Raw genomic sequence first — 17,474 nt, forward strand, 5'->3', positions numbered from 1 at the left:
CGTTGGTCGGTCAGGTTGCTTTTTCCCGGAACAATTGGCATTTGACCATTTGGCTCTTCATTGCTTACAGACAAAAAAAGGCATCCGGAAACGGATGCCTTCAAGGATGGAGCAATAGTCAAAGAGCGGTGTGTTTGATTTCCAGCAGGCTGAACGACACTTTTCCACCTTCGGTGGGATAGCCGGTGTTGTCCTGCACGTACACACCCGCCTTGAAGTAAAGGGGCTTGTCCTTCCAACTCGGGTCGATGGTCGTTCTCCAGTTGTATCCCGCCGCGGTAATGCCCAGGGCACCCTTGGGGCTGAGATGGATCATGTAGGAGAAACTACGGTCGAGCTTCACGCCGGTGGCAACGGTGATGACCTGGCCGGTTTCGTCATCGGGACGCATCCGTACCTTGGCGACGATGTTGCCGGTGGCACTATAGGCCTTGTACTGGTATTCCAGTTTCACCATGGGGCTGGTGCTGTTCTTGGTATGGATCTGGCCAATCACGATTTTGCCGCTGCTGGGGACCTGGTTGACGGTCACCGTCGCTCGCAGGGTGTTGTCCGCCGCTGAGTACAGCCAGTTTCGCAGTGTGCCGTCGCTATAGGTTTCGCGCAGTTCGCTACGTGGGTAGATTGCGTTTTCGGTCCTGGTGCCGGTCACCGGTGCCCAGAAAAACACCGTGCCGGTTTCGGCGTTGAAGTACTGATCCTTGAACCCTTGCGCCAGGCGAGGGGTTTCGATAGTCATCGCCGGGCTGCCTTCGGGGATGCTCAAGTTCCAAGTGTTAAGGTCGATCATGTTCAGTTCCTGCAGTGAAATTTAGGCGCAACAACGCGAGGCTCTAGCCCGCGAGTTGGGGCGTCCTGATAGCACCGGTTTGAGCTTGTTGTTCTTGCGGCGAATGATTGACGTCAAGTGATCGTCACTGTGGTCTATTGCAGTTTCTGTGCCCGAGATGGGTGACCGTTAGTCGGCTATTTTGGGCATTGTCGGGATGATGGCGTGATGACACCTACTGCTTTTCAAAATCACGGTCTAGAGTGAGAGCACAGTATTTGTCTGTTTTGCTATGTGAAACGGACGTGGCGCCCCGATAAGAGAAGCAGCATGGAATGCGCGCAACCGACGCTTGGTGAAGACAGCTCCGTCCTTTTGATTGTTGATGATTACCCTGAAAACCTGCTCAGCATGCGGGCGTTGTTGCAGCGTCAGGATTGGCAGGTCATGACCGCTGCCTCGGGTGTCGAGGCCCTTAGTCTGCTGCTCGAACATGACATCGACTTGGTTCTGCTGGATGTGCAGATGCCGGATATGGACGGTTTCGAAGTGGCGCGCCTGATGCGTGGCAGCCAGCGCACGCGGCTCACGCCGATCATTTTCCTGACCGCCAACGAGCAATCCCAGGACGCGGTGATCAAGGGCTATGCCAGTGGCGCGGTGGACTATCTGTTCAAACCCTTCGATCCGCAGATCCTCAAGCCCAAGGTCCAGGCGTTGCTGGAGCACCAGCGCAATCGCCGTGCCCTGCAGCGCCTGAGCCAGGATCTGGAGGCGGCCAGGGCGTTCAATGCCTCGGTGCTGGATAACGCTGCCGAGGGGATCCTCGTGGTAGACGAGGTCGGTTGCATCCGCTTCGCCAACCCATCTACTTGCCGCCTGCTCAATGCAAAGGCGGAGCAGCTGCAGGGGACGCCGTTCCTGGATTACCTGCAGAAACCGCATATTCCCCAATGGGTCAATTCCGATATTCATGTCGCCTATTGCCGTGGCCAGACCTGGCGCCTGCATGATGCCGTCCTGCGTACCATGCCCGGTCAACAGGTGTCGGTGGCCTTGTCCTGCGCCCCGCTGCCTTCGGAACAGAAGGCTATGGTGGTGACGCTCCAAGACATGTCGGTGGTCCGGCATTTGCACCAGCAACTCCAGTTCCAGGCCGTCACGGATCCGCTGACGGGTTTGCTCAACCGCAGGGGGTTTTATCAGACCGCCGAAAACCTGTTGATGCGTAGCGAGCGGCTGGAAAGCAACTGGGTACTGCTGTACCTGGACCTCGATGGGTTCAAACGCGTCAACGACTCGTTGGGGCACGATGCCGGTGACCGGGTGTTGCGCTGGGTCTCGGAGCAGTTGAAAGCCTGCCTGCGCCCCTTCGACATCCTGGCGCGACTGGGCGGTGATGAGTTCACGGCCCTGCTGGACCTGGAGCACCCGGAGCAAGCGGCCAAGATTGCGGAAAAGCTCATTGAGCGGGTCGCGATCTGCCAGCAGATCGAAGGCATGGATGTGGCGTTGGGCGCCAGTATCGGCATTGCGACGTACCCGGATTGCGGCGCCAATCTTGACGGTTTGCTGCGTGCATCCGATATCGCCATGTACGAAGCCAAGCGTGCCGGCCGCCAGCAATACCGTTTCTATGACCACGAAATGAACGGTCGAGCCCGTTCACGGCTGATGCTCGAGGAAAGCGTGCGCTCGGCCATCGAGAACCGTGACTTCAATATGGTCTACCAGCCCCAGGTGAACCTTCACGATGGGCGGATTCGCGGCTTCGAAGCGTTATTGCGCTGGCAGCACCCGAGCGTCGGCGATGTGCCGCCGGGCCTGTTCCTGCCTTTGTTGGAGGAGGCGCGATTGATCAGCCGGTTGGGTAGCTGGATTTACCATCGCAGCGCGGCCCAGCGCAAAGTCTGGGAGCGGAATTTCGCCGATGACCTGGTGCTGGGCGTGAGCCTGAGCAGTACCCAGTTCGGCATGCCGAACCTGGTGACCGAGTTGCGTCAGGTCCTGGAGCGGCATGCTTTGAAACCCCGGCAACTCGAAGTCGAGGTGACCGAAGACGCGCTGATGCGCAATCCCGACGAAACCCAGAAGCAGTTGCGGCTGCTGCGCCACCTCGGGGTGCGGGTGGCGCTGGATGACTTCGGCTCGGGACCGTGCTCCCTGGCTCATTTGCGCGACCTTGAACTCGATACCCTCAAGCTCGACCGGCACCTGATCGCCCGATTGCCGGATTCTCCGCGGGATGCTGCCCTGGCAGCCTCGGTGATTGATCTATGCACGCAATTGGGCTTGCGGGTGATCGCTGAAGGCGTGGAAACCCTGGAGCAATATCGATGGCTCAAGGACCACGGTTGTGAATATGTGCAGGGCTTCCTGGTGGCGCGACCCTTGATGGCCGCAGACACCGATGCATTTGCCAAACCCTTTGACTGGAGCGCGCTAACCGTCTGAGTTCGTTACACTGGCGGTCTTTTCCCACAGTATTGCCGTCCGATGATCGCGCTCAAGTACCTCCAGGCCTACCCCGCCGCACTGCAAGCCCAGGTGCAGCAGTTGATTACCCAGGACCGCCTGGGTGATTACCTGCACCAGCGCTATCCGGGCCGACATCCGATCCAGAGCGACAAGGCTCTGTACACTTATGCGCTGGAGCTCAAGCAACAGTATCTGCGAAACGCGCCAGCCATGGATAAGGTGTTGTTCGACAACCGCCTCGACCTGACCCATCGCGCCCTCGGTCTGCACACTGCGGTTTCGCGGGTACAGGGTGGCAAGCTCAAGGCGAAGAAGGAAATCCGCATCGCGTCGTTGTTCAAGGACGCAGCACCCGAGTTCCTGAACATGATCGTGGTGCATGAACTGGCCCACTTCAAGGAATCGGACCACAACAAGGCGTTCTACCAACTCTGCGAGCACATGCTGCCGGGCTATCACCAATTGGAGTTCGACCTGCGGGTGTACCTGACCTGGCGCGATCTGCAACAACCGAAGGAGTGACCGGATGGATGTCAGCAAGACCAAGAGCAGCTTCTATCGCCGCTTGTATGTGGCTTACCTGATCGACAGTGGCCTGGCCAGCAATGTCCCGGCGCTCATTGACGTGACCGGCATGCCGCGACGCACTGCCCAGGACACCGTCGCGGCGCTGGCGGACCTGGATATCGTGTGCGAGTTCGAACAACAGGAAGGTGCTCGCAACCATGCCGGGAGCTATCGGATCCGCGATTGGGGGGCGATAGATCGAGGATGGATCGAGGTCAATCTGCAGCGGATCAAGGCGGTGCTTGAATACCCCTGATATGGATAGTGGCTTTACTGGCCTCATCGCGAGCAGGCTCGCTCCCACAGGGGTAGGCATTCCAATGTGGGAGCGGGCTTGCTCGCGAAGGGGGCCTCAGGGCCGATGCATCCCTATGTGCGGGATACCATCTTCCAGGTATTCGACCCCCACCACTTCGAACCCATACCGCCCGTAATATCCCTGCAGATGCGCCTGCGCCGACAATGAAATCGACGTTCCGGGCCAATGCTTCTCGGCGTGCTTGAGCCCATGCTCCATCAACGTGTGACCCAACCCCTGGCCCCGTGCCTCTGGGGCGATGATCACGCGGCCGATCACCACGTCGCTGTTCTGCGAATGAGGATCGAGCAGGCGCAGATAGGCCACGAGGTGGTTATCCCGCCAAGCCATCAGGTGGAAGGTATCGCCCTCCAGGTCCAGCCCATCGACGTCCGGATAGGCGCAGTTCTGCTCGACGACGAACACGTCGGCGCGCAATTTGAGAATGGCGTACAGCTGTTCCTTGCTCAGGTCACTGTGGTGTTTGCAGACCCAATCGATGTCCATTTTCTGAATTTCCTGATAAACCCGATGCCGATATTAAGTGCGCTGTGTTTGGATGTCTCTTTCCCGGGCGAGCGAAAATCTGTGATAAGGACCAAATTGCCATCATTCTTCTTTCGCAGCATTGTCGTCTTTATGTAATCTTCGTCCAAGCGCTGCGTAGCGGTTTCAATGAGCTAATGTTAGGTCGGATGTCTCTGTTTATCCCCCGAGTTTCGGCTAAAACATGAGCTTCGCAACCTTCAAGGATGTATGGCATGCCGCAATTGCATCGAGCTCTTGTTTTGATCGGGTTGCTGTTGCTGGGTCACAACGCCTGTGCGCAGAAATTGCGCCTGGTTGCGGATGGCTGGCCGCCTTTTACCGACTCGACGCTGGTCAATGGCGGCCTGGCGACCGATATCGTCAGCACCGCCCTGGCGCGTGCCGGCTATGCCACCGAATTCGAACAGGTACCCTGGGCCCGGGCGATGCTGGGCATCGGTGAGGGGCGTTATGACGTGCTGGTCAATGCCTGGTACAGCGAAGAGCGCACGCATATAGGCCAGTTTTCGGCTGAATACCTGCTCAACCGCGTGCGCTTCCTCAAGCGCAAGGAAACTTCGATCCAGTTTGACAGCCTGCAACAACTCTACGACTACCCGATCGCAGTGGTTCGCGGTTATGCCTATTCCAAGACGTTCGATGAGAACCAGCAACTGCAGAAAGTCCCCGTGCATAACTTTGCGATGGCGGTGCGCATGGTCGCTGCAGACCGCGTGAAGCTGACCCTGGAAGACGAATATGTCGCTCGTTATTACCTGGCCCGCGAATCGCCCAAGGTGCGCAATTCCGTTGAGTTCCTGCCCAAGCCGTTGAGCGAAAACAGCCTGCATATCCTGGTCAGCCTGAAGAACCCGGAGCATGAGCAGATCGTGGCGGGGTTCGATCGGGAAATCGCGGCGATGAAGGCTGATGGGAGTTATGCACGGATCATGGAAATGCACGGTATGTGAGCGGGTTTTGCGGCGCTCGCGATGGGGCCCGATTGACCGCCGCAGCTTTCAGGCCTCGCTTGTATCCTTGATCAGATGCGCCGCCAGGGTCCGCAGCGGTCCAAGCTGACGGCAGATCAACGCCAGTTGCGTCTGTACCAGCCGTTGGCCCTCATCGATTTCGTCAGGCATCTGTTCGAGCTCGTTGGCCAGGGCTTCTTCCTCGTCACTCTGGATCATGATCGACGTTTTGGTTGCCAGGCCTTGGGCGATTTCGTCGATGCTGGAAGCCAGTTTCGTCCCCGCACCGTCTATCAACTGCTCGCGCACATCCGTTGGCAGTTCGGTACCCCGGTGGGCCCCGAGGCCCGACAGGTAGCTGAGCAAGGTATGGGACAGCACCAGGAAGCGGAAGCCGACGTCGGCTTCCTTACGGAAGTGCCCCGGCTCCATCAGCATGTTCGCCAGCGTCGTGGACAACGCAGCGTCGGCGTTGTGGGCGTTGCGTCGGGCCAGGCGATAGGCCAGGTCGTCACTTTTGCCGGCGGCGTATTGCTGCATGATCTGGCGCAGATAGATGCTGTTGCAGGTCAGCGTGTTGGCCAGGACCTTGTTCAGTCGCCGGCCCTGCCAGTCCGGCAGGAAGAGGAATACCGCCAGGCCGGCGATCAGGCTGCCGAGCAAGGTATCGAACAGCCGTGGCAGCAACAGCCCGTAGCCATCGCCGACCTGATTGAAGCAGAACAACACCATGACTGTGATCGCCGCCGTCGCCAGGGTGTAGCGAGTCGTGCGGTTGGTGAAGAACACCACCCCTGCGGCAATGGCGAAGCTCGACTGCACCAGCGGGCTGGGGAACAGGTCGAACAGCGCCCAGGCCACGGTCAGGCCAATGGCGGTGCCGATGATCCGCTGGCCGAGTTTGCGTCGGGTGGCGCCGTAGTTGGGTTGGCAGACGAACAGTGTGGTGAGCACGATCCAGTAGCCCTGGGACGGGTGGATCCAGTGCACCATCGCGTAGCCGACGCTCAGTGCCAGGGGCAGACGCAAGGCATGGCGGAACAGCAGCGAGGTCGGCGTGAGCTGTGTGCGCAGGCGTAGCCAGACGTCCTTGAGGTTGCGCGGTGAGCGGTCCAGCAAGCTGCTGTCGGTGGCGTCGGCCAGGGCGTCAGGGTTGCTGGCGTCGCTGAGTAAGCGGTCAAGCGTGCCGAGGTTCGCCGACAAGGCCCGCAACGAACGCAGCAGGCCACGCCACGCCGGATTGCTCTGGATGCGCAAGTGTTCCAGAGACGCATGCAGGTCATTCAAGGCCTCGGCGAAGCGATCGTCGTAGACGAACGGCTGGCGCATCTGGATCGACTCGGCCAGCGCCTGACAGGCCTTGCCTTGCTGGCGCAACAGGCGCTGGCAGCGGAACAGTACGTCGCTGTGGAAGAACGCCTCGGCGAGGGCGTTGTAGGGATAGTGGGAGGAGCTGGCGCGCTCATGGATGTCCTGGGCAAGGAAGTACAGCTTCAGGTAACGGCTGACCTTCGAGCCCGGCCGGCCATTGCCGACACGGTGCAGGATGATTTCCTTCGCCGCGTTGAGGGCCGCTACCACGCGGCCATTCTGCTGGGCCAGCTCCAGGCGTCGGGCTTCGATATCCAGTTGGCGGACCGGTTCGAGCAGCGACGATTTGAGTTTCAGGTAACGCCCCAGCTCGCGGAACAATCGCGCCAGGCTCTGTTGTACCGGCTGGTTGGAAAACAAGACATGCCACAGCACCGAGAGCATGCCGTACCACGCGGCGCCGGCCACCAACAGCAAGGGTTCGTGCCAGAAATCGGTGACGGCGCCACCGCGCTGGTCCACACCGATCACGGTGTAGACCGACAGGATCAGGGTGGCCGAGGCAATCGCGCCATAGCGTTCGCCCAGGGCGCCGAGCATGGTCAGGCCGAAACTCGCCAGGGCAAACGCGACGATGAAGAGAATCGGATAGGGGAACAGCAGCTCCACCGACAATGCCGCGACGGTGAAGCAGACCAGGGTCACGGCGAGCGCATTGAGGCGGCCCTGCCAGTTGTCGTCGGTCTCGGCCAGGGCGCTGGCGATGATGCCCAGGAACAAGGGAATCAACAGGGTCATCTCGTCCAGGTACCAGCACAGCGTCATGCTGCCGGTCAGGGCGATGAACACCCGCACGCTATAACTGAATTTATCCAACGCCCAGAGGCGACGCAAAGACTGACGGAACGAGGTCGATGACATGAAATGCAAGGGCCTGACGGGCGATGACACTAAATTGAGGCAGTAATGACGCCGACGCAATGGCGGCGATCACATCTGGCAGCAAAAAGTGTTCCGGGGGCACCACCAACCACTGTGGGAGCGGGCTTGCTCGCGAATACGGTGTGTCAGCCAGCACCGAATTGACTGATTCACCGTATTCGCGAGCAAGCCCGCTCCCACATTTTGATCTGTGTTGTGTCAGACGTATTGCGCGGCTGCATAGCCCGAAGCCCAGGCCCACTGGAAGTTGAACCCGCCCAGGTGACCGGTCACGTCCAGCACTTCGCCGATGAAGTACAGCCCGGGGCTTTTCAGCGATTCCATGGTCTTGGACGAGACTTCCCGGGTGTCGACGCCACCCAGGGTGACCTCGGCGGTGCGATAGCCTTCGGTGCCGGCCGGGATGACGTTCCAGCTCGCCAGTTTCTCGGCAATGTCCGCCAGTTCCCCGTGGGTGTATTGCTTCATGGGTTTGGAGACGAACCAGCTGTCGGCCAGCAGGTTGGCCATCTTCTTGGTGAACAACTCGCCCAAGAGGGTTTTCAGCTCACTGTTGGGGCGTTCGGCCTGCTGTTGTTGCAGCCATTGGGGCACGTCGTGGTCCGGCAGCAGGTTGATCTGCACCGTATCCCCCGGCTCCCAGAACGACGAAATCTGCAGGATCGCCGGGCCGCTGAGGCCACGGTGGGTGAACAGAATGTTCTCCCGGAAGCTCTGCTCGTTGCAGCTCACCAGGCAATCGACCGACGTGCCCGAGAGTTCGGTACACAAGGCCTTGAGCTGATCGGTAATGGTGAACGGCACCAGGCCGGCGCGGGTTGGTAACAGCTGGTGGCCGAACTGCCTGGCAACCTGATAGCCGAAACCGGTCGCACCCAGGGTCGGGATCGACAGTCCACCGGTGGCGATCACCAGGGACTGGCAGGCGATGGTGCCGAGGGTGGTTTGCAGCAAATAGCCGCCGTCGGTTTTCTCGATGTGCTCAATCGAGGTATCCAGGTGCAGGTTGACCCCGACCTGTTCGCACTCGTCCAGGAGCAGGCCGAGAATGTCGCTGGACTTGTTATCGCAGAACAGCTGGCCGAGTTTCTTTTCGTGATAGGGCACGCCGTGCTTGGCTACCAGGGCGATGAAATCCCACTGGGTGTAGCGGGCCAGGGCCGATTTGCAGAAGTGTGGGTTCTGCGAGAGGAAGTTGCCCGGTTCGGTATACATATTGGTGAAATTGCAGCGTCCACCGCCGGACATGAGGATTTTCTTGCCGGCTTTGTTGGCATGGTCCAGCAACATCACTTGCCGTCCGCGCCCCGCGGCGGTCAGCGCGCACATCAACCCTGCGGCGCCAGCGCCAATGATCACGACTTCGGTAGAGCGCAAAACGGTGTCCTCTTATGTGTCACCACAAAACCCAGTGTGGGAGCGAGCCTGCTCGCGATGGCGGACTGTCAGACAACATCAATGTTGAATGCTCCGGCGTCATCGCGAGCAGGCTCGCTCCCACAGGGAATCTCACTGAATCCAAGGTCGGTTACAAAATCCGCACCCGCAACGAGCGTCCCTTGATCTTGCCTTCGTTCAGACGCTTGAGGGCCTGTTTGGCGATCCCGCGCTCCACGGCCACGTATGCCTGGAAATCGAAAATCGCGATCTTGCCGACCTGTGTGCCGGGTATGCCCGCATCGCCGGTCAGGGCGCCCAGAATGTCGCCGGGGCGAACCTTGTCCTTACGACCGGCGGCGATGCACAGGGTGCTCATGGCCGGCAGCAGCGGGCCACCGCCCTGGGGCTTGAGGTTGTCCAACTGGTCCCAGCTCAGCGGCGCCTTCTGCAGTTGTTCGATGGCTTGGGCGCGGTGGGCTTCGGACGGCGCTACCAGGCTGATGGCAACACCGGTTTCGCCGGCGCGGCCGGTACGGCCGACGCGGTGGATATGGATTTCCGAGTCCCGGGCCAGTTCGACGTTGATCACCATGTCCAGGGCATCGATATCGAGGCCGCGGGCCGCCACATCGGTAGCCACCAGCACCGACGTGCTGCGGTTGGCGAACATCGCCAGCACCTGGTCGCGGTCGCGTTGTTCCAGGTCGCCATGCAGGCCGACGGCGGAAATGCCTTTGGACGTCAGGTGATCGACGGTTTCCTGGACCTGCTGCTTGGTGAAGCAGAACGCCACGCAGGAGGCCGGGCGGAAATGCGCCAGTACCTTGACCACCGCGTCCATGCGCGCCTCGGGCGAAATCTCGTAGAACCGCTGTTCGATCTGCGCGTCGGAATGCAGTGCCTCAGCCTTCACCTGTTGTGGGTCACGCATGAACTTGGACGACAGTTGCTTGATGCCCACCGGGTAGGTAGCGGAGAACAGCAGCGTCTGGCGACGCTCCGGGGTCTGTTGGATGATGTCTTCGATGGCGTCGTAGAAACCCATGTCGAGCATGCGGTCTGCTTCGTCGAGGATCAGCGTGTTGAGGCCGTCGAGTACCAGTGAGCCCTTGCGCAGGTGCTGCTGGATGCGTCCCGGGGTACCGACGATGATATGGGCGCCGTGTTCGAGGGAGGCGATCTGCGGGCCGAAGGAGACGCCGCCACACAGGGTCAGGACCTTGATGTTGTCCTCTGCGCGGGCCAGGCGACGGATTTCCTTGGCGACCTGGTCGGCCAACTCGCGGGTCGGGCACATGACCAGCGCCTGGCAGCCGAAGTAGCGCGGATTGATCGGGTTCAGCAGGCCGATACCGAACGCCGCGGTCTTGCCACTGCCGGTCTTGGCCTGGGCGATCAGGTCCAGGCCCTTGAGGATCACCGGCAAGCTTTGCGCCTGGATCGGCGTCATTTGGGCATAACCGAGTGATTCGAGGTTAGCCAGCATGGCGGCGGACAGCGGCAACGTGTTGAAAGCGGTGGCAATGGTGGTCACGGGGCAGGCCTGCAAAACAAAATGTCGCGCAGTGTAGCAGCCTCGTGCCACTTTCTTCGAAAGTTCTGGACGAGCAGTGCTGTGCCTGGAGCTTTTCAGACCGTTAGGTGACCCACCCTGTGGCGAGGGGATAAATCCCCTCGCCACAACAACCCTAAAGACCCATTTAGTGCTCGATATGTTCGTCGTGACGCTTCTGCCGCCGCCCATCCTGCTTGGACAACTGGGAAAAAATCGTCGCCGCCAGCATCGCCATGACGCCCACCGTCACGAAGGTCAGCTGGAACGCGCCCAGCACCGTCTCCACCCCGTCGTTGCCCACTTGGGCGGTAAAACCGCCGAGCAAGGCGCCGGCGCAGGCCACGCCGAGACTCAGGGACAGTTGCGCTACCACGGACAACAGGCTGTTGCCGCTGCTGGCGCTGGCGTCGTCCAGGTCGATCAGGGTCACCGTGTTCATCGCTGTGAATTGCAGCGAGTTGATCGCCCCCAGTACCGCCAGCTGCGCCAAGAGCAGCCAGTACGGGGTCTGCTCGCTGACCAATCCCATGCTCGCCAGCATCACCCCCAAAGCCAGGGTGTTCCCGGTCAGAACGATGCGATAGCCCAGGCGCTCGATCAAGGGCCGGGCCACGGATTTGGCGACCATGGCCGCCGCCGCCAGGGGCAGCATGCTCATCCCGGCCTGGGATGGCGAATAACCCAGGGCCACTTGCAGCAGCAGCGGCACCAGGAAGGGCAGGGCGCCGCTGCCCAGGCGGGCGAACAGGTTGCCAAGAATGCCCACGGCGAAAGTCCGGGTCTTGAACAGCGACGGCGCGAACAGCGGATTCTCGATGTGTCCGGCCCGCAACCAATAAGCCGCCAGGCAGGCCATGCCGCCGAACAGCAGCAACATCACCCGCAGGTGCGGCAAGTGCAGTTCGCCGAGGCCTTCCATGGCGATGGTGATCAACACCATCGCCGCGCCGAACAGCAGGAAGCCCACGCCGTCAAAGCGGGTGCGCTCGCTGCCGCGCAGGTCGGGGATGAATTTCCACACCGCGTAGCAGCCGATCATCCCCACCGGCAGGTTGATGATGAAGATCCAGTGCCAGGTCAGGTATTGCACCATCCAGCCGCCCATGGTCGGGCCGATCAGCGGACCGAGCAGGCCGGGAATGGTGATGAAACCCATGATCCGCACCAGTTCCGAGCGTGGGTAGGCCCGCAGTACCACCAGTCTGCCCACTGGCAGCATCAGTGCGCCGCCCAGACCCTGAACCACCCGGGCGCCGACCAGCATCGTCAGGGAACTGGACAAGGCGCACAGCAGCGAGCCGAAGCTGAACAACAGGATCGCGCCGAAGAAGATTTTCTTGGTACCGAAGCGGTCGGCGATCCAGCCCGAGGCCGGGATCAGCAGCGCCACGGTGAGCATGTAGGCGATGATCACGCCCTGCATGCGCAACGGGTTCTCCGCCAGGTCACTGGCCATGGCGGGCAGGGCGGTATTGAGGATCGTCCCGTCGAGGGACTGCATGAAGAACGCGATCGCCACGACCCACGGAAGCCAGCGGGCGGTGGTTGCGTCGAGCGGTGCACGGTTGGGCATGGGGCCTCTTGTATGGCGTGTTGAAACGGGCGAACACTGTTCCTGTGGCGAGGGGATAAATCCCCTCGCCACAAGTAACCCCCTTCACGGGTGTGAGTAGGGTTGGGTTTACAACGTCAAAGTCAACCGCTTGACCAGCGCCCCCGGCAACAGCATCGAGGCCGTGGCCCGTTGGCTGTAGGTGCTGGCCGAGAGCAGGAGTTCCCGCTCTCGGGTCAGGCTTTCGAGCTGCGAGCCGAGCAGGCTGTAGACGCTGTCGTCGAAGCGCATGGTGCTGACCGGTGCCTGGATCTGGCCGTTCTCGACCCAGAACGTGGCGAAGCGGGTCATGCCGGTCAGTCGTGCGGCGGGTTGGTCCGAGTAGTTCAGGTACCAGAGGTTGCTGATGTACAAACCGGTGCCAAGGCGCTCGAGAATGTCTTTCTGCTCCAGCTGGCCTTCCTGCATGACCAGCGCCGTGGGGTATTCGTAGCTGCTCGCACCGTTGGCGGTGAGGCCGTATTCGGCGGCGCTGCGGGAATTGATCAAGCGGGCATCGGCCGTGCCCTTGACGATCAGCGCCAGGTCGTCGCGCGGATAGCCTTCATCGGAAAACGCCGGGCTCAAGGAGCCGCTGACCTGCTCGCTCAGCCCTACGACGGGGCTGAAGGTAGACTCGTCGGCATAGAACTTCTGCAACGGGCTCTGTTTGCTGGCAATCGCCCTGGCCGAGAACCCGCCCCAACTGAGCATGCCCATGATCTCTTCCAGGGCGGCCGGTGCCAGGTAGGCGCGATACTCACCGGGCGGCAATGTGCGCAGCGGCCGACCAAGAAACGCCAGTTGCTCACGGGCCTGGGCAAAGCGTTTGGCAAATCCTTCGCTGCTCCATTCATGCCCAGCGTAACTGGCTTTCACCGCCTGGCCGTTTTCATGGAACAGGCTGAAGTCGAAGTTGAAGCTGTTGGCCTGATGCCAGCCAAAGGCCCCCGAAGAACTGGCAAAACCGCGGCTGATGGGCCCGGCGGCGTAGAAGCCCACCAAGTCCAGGCCTTCGGCGGCCCGAGCGATTTCGGCTACGGCCTGTTCGGTTTCCGGCAGCGGATGGTCCTGCACATTGTTGCTTTGCCAGTGATTGTGGTTGAGCAGCAGGTAAGGATCCCGGGGCAGCAGCGGCAGGGTATCGCGCAGTTGCTGCAGGCCTTCGCTCAAGCGTTGCAGGTCGGTTTCGGTCTCGCCGGACAAGGTGATCTGCAGATCGGCATGGCGCCCGTCGTCGATCAGTTTGAAGTTCACATTGGCCTGTTGCACCTGCCCGGCCTGGCGCACCTTGCCATGGTTGAAACGCACGAAGGCCGAGGACTCCGCAGCGTAGCCCAGGGTGAATTGTTCAGGCCCCTGCAGCGCAGCGCGTAGCCAGTCGACCAGCGTCTTGAACGCTCCGGCCTGATTGTTGACGGTACTCATCAAGCGTCCCCCCCAAACACATCAACGTTGCTGAACACGCAGGCTGGCGACGCATGGCCGACGCGGATGACCTGGTTCGGCTCGCCCTTGCCGCAGTTCGGCGTGCCCAGCACCTGGGAGGTACTGGCATCGCCCACGGCCCGCAGGCTCTTCCAGAATTGCGCGGAAATGCCCCGGTAGTTGGGATTCTTCACCACACTCTTGAGCTCGCCGTTCTCGATCAGTTGGCCCCATTCGCAGCCGAACTGGAATTTGTTGCGGGCATCGTCGATGGACCAGGAGCGGTTGGTGCGCATCAGCACGCCGTGCTCGATGCCCTGGATCAACTGTTCCAGGGGCTGATCGCCCGGCTCGATGTTCAGATTGGCCATGCGGTCGATGGGTGGGCGGTTCCAGCCGCAGGCGCGGCTGTTGGCGACACCGTCCAGGCCGGCGCGAAACTGTGACAGCGCGCCGCCCAATGGGCGCAGCAGCAAGCCTTCGCGGATGAGGAACTGTTTGCTGGCGGGGCTGCCGTCGTCGTCATGGCTGTAGCTCGCCAGTTCCTCGGGAATGTCCGGGTCGAACGTCACGTTCAGCAGGTTGGAGCCGTACTGCAAATGGCCGAAGTCGCTGGTCTTGACGAAGCTGGTGCCGGCGTAGTTGCGCTCATCCCCCAGGATGCGGTCCAGCTCCAGCGGGTGGCCGATGGACTCATGGATCTGCAGCATCATCTGGTCTGGCATCAACAGCAGGTCCCGCGGGCCTTGCGGTGTGTTCGGCGCCATCAGCAATTGCAGAGCCTGATCGGCGATTTTCGGCCCCGCACCGATGAGGCCGCAACGGTTGATCACATCGAAGCCACCTTGCTGGCCGAAATTCTCGCGGCCCAGGGTGCGGGTCTGGCTGTCATGTCCGTCGAAGGCGGTGACGTCCAGGGCCGGGTAGATGAAACGCTGGGCCTGGCGCAGTTCGGCGCCGGCGCTGTTGAGGTAGATCTGCTCGACCTGGGTCAGGCCAATGCTGACCTGCCAGTTCACCAGGCGCTCGTCCTGGGGTACCGCCGCCGATTCGTCGCCGAGCAATTGGTAGCAATCGCTCAGGGAGGGGAACGCCTGGTCGAAATGCGGCGAGAAGTAATCGGCGCGGTCGCTGGCAACCGCCTGCTCGCGCAGGTCGAGCAGAGCGTGGGGCTTGAGCCGACGGGCGCGTTGCTCGGCTTGTTCGAGCGCTGCTTGCAGGCCGGCCTGGGACAGGTCGTTGGTGGCCGCATAGGCTTCGACACCGTTGACCCGCACGGTGAGCATCGCCCCTTCGTCACGGCCCAGGCTGGGCGGTTCGGCGATGTTCTTGCGCACCGACAGGTGCTGGCCGGATTCGCGCACGTAACGCAGGGAAAAGAATTCAGCGCCCGTGCGCAAGGCAGCAAAACGCTGCTTGAGCTGGGGATGGAAGTCGAACATGAAACCTCCTTGTCTGGAGTGGCAGTGCAGCGAGGTGCGGTGCATTGACGCGGCGGCTCTAGAGTAGGCCTGGGCGGGAGAGGGATCAAGGTAGAAAGGAATACTGAGTGTCAGGGCTACCGCCATCGCGAGCAGGCTCGCTCCCACACTGGATCGGTAGTGGGGCACAAAATTTGTGTCCACCGAGGAACCCTGTGGGAGCGGGCTTGCTCGCGAAGGCGGTGTGACAGTCAGTGAAGGTGTTGAATGTGCCGGCCTCTTCGCGGGCAAGCCCGCTCCCACATTGGATCGGTAGTGGAACACAAAATTTGTGTCCACCGAGGAACCCTGTGGGAGCGGGCTTGCTCGCGAAGGCGGTGTGACAGTCAGTAAAGGTGTTGAATGTGCCGGCCTCTTCGCGGGCAAGCCCGCTCCCACATTGGATCGGTAGTGGAACACCAAATCTGTGTCCGCCGGGGATCCCCTGTGGGAGCGAGCCTGCTCGCGATAGCTGCGCTGCGGTGTTACTGCCCGGCTGGCGCTACTTCACGCATAGGCTTGCCCTTGACCGGCGCGTCGCCAGCCACATAGTACGGTGCGGTGCTGCGTGGCAGTGGCTTGCGGCCGCGGATCTTGTCGGCGATTTTCTCGGCGATCATGATCGTCGGCGCGTTCAGGTTACCGGTGGTAATGATCGGCATGATCGAGGCATCCACCACCCGCAGGCCTTGCAGGCCATGCACGCGGCCTTCGCCGTCCACCACCGCCATGTCGTCGGTGCCCATCTTGCACGAGCAGGATGGGTGGAAGGCGGTCTCGGCGTGTTCGCGGATGAACTGGTCCAGTTGCTCGTCGGTTTGCACCTCGATGCCCGGACTGATTTCGCGCCCACGGAACGGGTCCAGCGCCGGCTGCTGCATGATCTCGCGGGTCAGGCGGATGCCGTCGCGGAATTCCTGCCAGTCCTGCTCGGTGGCCATGTAGTTGAACAGGATGCTCGGGTGCTGGCGGGGATCCTTGGACTTCGCCTGGATCCGCCCTCGGCTCGGCGAGCGCATGGAGCCCATGTGCGCCTGGAAACCGTGCTCCTTTACACCGTTACTGCCGTTGTAATTGATTGCCACCGGCAGGAAGTGATACTGGATGTTCGGCCATTCGAATTCCGGACGGGTGCGGATGAAACCGCCGGCCTCGAACTGGTTGCTGGCACCGATGCCGGTGCCGTTGAACAGCCATTCGGCACCGATGGCCGGCTGGTTGTACCAGAGCAGCGACGGGTACAACGAGACCGGTTGGGTGCAGGCATATTGCAGGTAAAGCTCCAGGTGATCCTGGAGATTTTCACCGACGCCCGGCAGGTCGTGGACCACAGGGATGTCGAGGCTTTCCAGCAATCTGGCCGGGCCGACGCCGGAGCGTTGCAGGATCTGCGGCGAGGCGATGGCGCCGGAGCACAGCAGCACTTCCTTGCGCGCCCTGGCTTCGACGCGTTCTTCAGCGGCGCCCACCAGGTAACGCACGCCCACGGCACGCTTGCCTTCGAACAGGATCTTGTCGGTCAGGGCATGGGTGACGATGGTCAGGGTCGAACGCTTCTTGGCCACATCCAGGTAGCCGCGCGCGGTGCTGGCGCGTCGCCCATTCGGCGTAACGGTGCGGTCCATCGGGCCGAAACCTTCCTGCTGATAGCCGTTGAGGTCTTCGGTGCGCGGGTAACCGGCCTGCACGCCGGCTTCGACCATGGCGTGGAACAGCGGGTTGTTGCCGGGCTTGGGCGTGGTCACGCTGACCGGGCCGTCGCCGCCGTGGTAGTCGTTCGGGCCGATGTCCCTGGTTTCAGCCTTCCTGAAATAGGGCAGGCAGTCCAGGTACGTCCAATCCTCGAGGCCGGGCAGTTTTGCCCAGTTGTCGTAGTCCAGGGCGTTGCCGCGGATGTAGCACATGCCGTTGATCAGTGAAGAACCGCCCAGGCCCTTGCCGCGCCCGCATTCCATGCGCCGACCGTTCATATGTGGCTCAGGATCGGTCTCGTAGGCCCAGTTGTAGCGTCGACCTTGCAGCGGAAACGCCAGGGCGGCGGGCATCTGGGTGCGAAAGTCGAGGCGATAGTCCGGGCCGCCGGCTTCGAGCAGCAGGACGGTGACGCCCTCGTCTTCGGTCAGACGGGTGGCTAATGTATTGCCTGCCGACCCTGCGCCCACAATGATGTAGTCGTATTCTGTAGTCATAGGTTCT

The 17,474-nt window shown here is 61.4% G+C and carries 13 protein-coding genes; 4 read left to right on the forward strand and 9 right to left on the reverse strand.

The window, feature by feature from the left end; genetic code table 11:
- Positions 1–118: 118 nt before the first annotated feature.
- Complete coding sequence (locus FBY02_RS09235) at positions 119–790, reverse strand: polysaccharide lyase family 7 protein (RefSeq protein WP_144926333.1); 672 nt, start codon at positions 788–790, stop codon at positions 119–121.
- Between the two features lie 309 nt (positions 791–1,099).
- On the opposite strand from FBY02_RS09235, the gene FBY02_RS09240 reads away from it, so the two are divergent.
- The 3 genes from FBY02_RS09240 to FBY02_RS09250 are packed head-to-tail and all read left to right on the forward strand — an operon-like array spanning position 1,100 to position 4,070.
- Positions 1,100–3,223, forward strand: a complete 2,124-nt coding sequence (locus FBY02_RS09240) for a bifunctional diguanylate cyclase/phosphodiesterase (protein WP_144926336.1) — start codon at positions 1,100–1,102, stop codon at positions 3,221–3,223.
- A 42-nt stretch (positions 3,224–3,265) separates the two neighbouring features.
- Positions 3,266–3,769 (forward strand): YgjP-like metallopeptidase domain-containing protein, encoded by a 504-nt coding sequence (locus FBY02_RS09245; RefSeq protein WP_144926338.1) that lies wholly within the window; start codon positions 3,266–3,268, stop codon positions 3,767–3,769.
- Positions 3,770–3,773: 4 nt separating this feature from the next.
- Positions 3,774–4,070: a helix-turn-helix domain-containing protein gene (locus tag FBY02_RS09250; protein WP_144926341.1), complete on the forward strand. Its 297-nt coding sequence runs from the start codon at positions 3,774–3,776 to the stop codon at positions 4,068–4,070.
- A gap of 96 nt (positions 4,071–4,166) precedes the next feature.
- Here FBY02_RS09250 and FBY02_RS09255 read toward each other — a convergent pair whose 3' ends face one another.
- Entirely contained in the window at positions 4,167–4,619 is a 453-nt protein-coding gene (locus FBY02_RS09255) for a GNAT family N-acetyltransferase (RefSeq protein ID WP_047702387.1), read from the reverse strand.
- 254 nt (positions 4,620–4,873) lie between these two features.
- On the opposite strand from FBY02_RS09255, the gene FBY02_RS09260 reads away from it, so the two are divergent.
- Positions 4,874–5,611 (forward strand): ABC transporter substrate-binding protein, encoded by a 738-nt coding sequence (locus FBY02_RS09260; RefSeq protein WP_047702386.1) that lies wholly within the window; start codon positions 4,874–4,876, stop codon positions 5,609–5,611.
- Between the two features lie 48 nt (positions 5,612–5,659).
- On the opposite strand, the gene yccS is transcribed toward FBY02_RS09260, so the two are convergent.
- The 7 genes from yccS to betA form a co-directional block, all read right to left on the reverse strand.
- Positions 5,660–7,843: a YccS family putative transporter gene (gene yccS / locus FBY02_RS09265; protein ID WP_144926344.1), complete on the reverse strand. Its 2,184-nt coding sequence runs from the start codon at positions 7,841–7,843 to the stop codon at positions 5,660–5,662.
- A gap of 219 nt (positions 7,844–8,062) precedes the next feature.
- A complete protein-coding gene (locus FBY02_RS09275) occupies positions 8,063–9,241 on the reverse strand; it encodes an NAD(P)/FAD-dependent oxidoreductase (RefSeq protein ID WP_144926349.1) in 1,179 nt (392 codons plus the stop codon).
- Positions 9,242–9,392: 151 nt separating this feature from the next.
- Positions 9,393–10,730: an ATP-dependent RNA helicase DbpA gene (dbpA, locus tag FBY02_RS09280; protein WP_256662505.1), complete on the reverse strand. Its 1,338-nt coding sequence runs from the start codon at positions 10,728–10,730 to the stop codon at positions 9,393–9,395.
- Positions 10,731–10,944: 214 nt separating this feature from the next.
- Complete coding sequence (gene mdtD, locus FBY02_RS09285; RefSeq protein ID WP_144926355.1) at positions 10,945–12,372, reverse strand: multidrug transporter subunit MdtD; 1,428 nt, start codon at positions 12,370–12,372, stop codon at positions 10,945–10,947.
- Between the two features lie 108 nt (positions 12,373–12,480).
- Positions 12,481–13,818: a TldD/PmbA family protein gene (locus FBY02_RS09290; protein WP_144926358.1), complete on the reverse strand. Its 1,338-nt coding sequence runs from the start codon at positions 13,816–13,818 to the stop codon at positions 12,481–12,483.
- Entirely contained in the window at positions 13,818–15,260 is a 1,443-nt protein-coding gene (locus tag FBY02_RS09295) for a TldD/PmbA family protein (protein WP_144926361.1), read from the reverse strand. The genes FBY02_RS09290 and FBY02_RS09295 overlap by 1 nt, the downstream gene beginning before the upstream one ends.
- 503 nt (positions 15,261–15,763) lie before the next feature.
- Positions 15,764–17,467 (reverse strand): choline dehydrogenase, encoded by a 1,704-nt coding sequence (gene betA, locus FBY02_RS09300; protein ID WP_144926364.1) that lies wholly within the window; start codon positions 17,465–17,467, stop codon positions 15,764–15,766.
- Between the last annotated feature and the right edge of the window lie 7 nt (positions 17,468–17,474).

This window comes from Pseudomonas sp. SJZ078 (genome assembly GCF_007828255.1).
GTDB lineage: Bacteria > Pseudomonadota > Gammaproteobacteria > Pseudomonadales > Pseudomonadaceae > Aquipseudomonas.

What these genes read in the sequence shown, in the direction of transcription:
- FBY02_RS09235 (WP_144926333.1), bottom strand. Translation starts at nt 790, where the DNA reads ATGATCGACCTTAACACTTGGAACTTGAGCATCCCCGAAGGCAGCCCG.
- FBY02_RS09240 (WP_144926336.1), top strand. Translation starts at nt 1,100, where the DNA reads ATGGAATGCGCGCAACCGACGCTTGGTGAAGACAGCTCCGTCCTTTTG.
- FBY02_RS09245 (WP_144926338.1), top strand. Translation starts at nt 3,266, where the DNA reads ATGATCGCGCTCAAGTACCTCCAGGCCTACCCCGCCGCACTGCAAGCC.
- FBY02_RS09250 (WP_144926341.1), top strand. Translation starts at nt 3,774, where the DNA reads ATGGATGTCAGCAAGACCAAGAGCAGCTTCTATCGCCGCTTGTATGTG.
- FBY02_RS09255 (WP_047702387.1), bottom strand. Translation starts at nt 4,619, where the DNA reads ATGGACATCGATTGGGTCTGCAAACACCACAGTGACCTGAGCAAGGAA.
- FBY02_RS09260 (WP_047702386.1), top strand. Translation starts at nt 4,874, where the DNA reads ATGCCGCAATTGCATCGAGCTCTTGTTTTGATCGGGTTGCTGTTGCTG.
- yccS (WP_144926344.1), bottom strand. Translation starts at nt 7,843, where the DNA reads ATGTCATCGACCTCGTTCCGTCAGTCTTTGCGTCGCCTCTGGGCGTTG.
- dbpA (WP_256662505.1), bottom strand. Translation starts at nt 10,730, where the DNA reads ATGCTGGCTAACCTCGAATCACTCGGTTATGCCCAAATGACGCCGATC.
- mdtD (WP_144926355.1), bottom strand. Translation starts at nt 12,372, where the DNA reads ATGCCCAACCGTGCACCGCTCGACGCAACCACCGCCCGCTGGCTTCCG.
- FBY02_RS09290 (WP_144926358.1), bottom strand. Translation starts at nt 13,818, where the DNA reads ATGAGTACCGTCAACAATCAGGCCGGAGCGTTCAAGACGCTGGTCGAC.
- FBY02_RS09295 (WP_144926361.1), bottom strand. Translation starts at nt 15,260, where the DNA reads ATGTTCGACTTCCATCCCCAGCTCAAGCAGCGTTTTGCTGCCTTGCGC.
- betA (WP_144926364.1), bottom strand. Translation starts at nt 17,467, where the DNA reads ATGACTACAGAATACGACTACATCATTGTGGGCGCAGGGTCGGCAGGC.